Annotated in this window: 1 protein-coding gene; it reads right to left on the reverse strand. The window is 47.3% G+C overall.

All coding sequences use genetic code 11. The features are described 5' to 3' along the window. Positions 1 to 751, reverse strand: a 751-nt coding sequence (locus R7O13_RS26465; RefSeq protein ID WP_318305155.1) for a PAS domain S-box protein, incomplete at both ends; no start/stop codon positions are given.

Here is a 751-nt window from a genome sequence, read left to right on the forward strand (position 1 = left end):
TAAACGGCGATTTCACCACATCAAACCACGTAATATGGCCATCACTACTCACGACCTTATCGATATACCTTACCGGTTCCGCTTGTCGTAGAGCGTGTAGGTCGCTCGTTTCCAACCGCGTGTACATTTCAACGGGAATGACATCTTGAAGACGCTTACCAATCAAATCAGAAACTTCCGATATACCTAAAGCGTTTACAAATGGCTTATTGCACGCTTGGTACACCATATTCTCATTAAAAATACCGATAGAGTCAGGGCTTGCATCTAAGATTGTTTGAAGAATGGTGTCACGTTGAGCCAAGGCGACTTCAGTGTCTTTACGACGTTCCATTTCATCACGTAAGTTTTGCTGAATCTTATGCCACTCCGTCACATCGTGACTAATAGACAACGTTCCGAGTAGCTCACCACTTGGCGATACTAATGAGCTTAAATTCACTTCAAGCAAGCAGCTGCGACCTTGCGTGTCCGTCGTCCATTTGCGTTCACTTTTACGGGTAGCGACTCGGCTCGCCGTTGCAGTGATGGCTTCTTCTCGTCGCCCCTCCCAAAACTGGTCAAAGGCACGATTCGTCGTCAATAAGTTACCTTGGCAATCTTGCAAGCAGATCAACTCGGACAGCGAATCTAGCGCTGAGCGAGCCATCTCTAACTGCGCCAACTCTTGCTGCTGCTCTTGTAAAGTGACTTGATAAGGTTGCGCGTACATGATCCAAACACGATGACCACGTAGCAAACTCTTTCGGCC

The organism is Vibrio sp. Y176 (assembly GCF_033438945.1).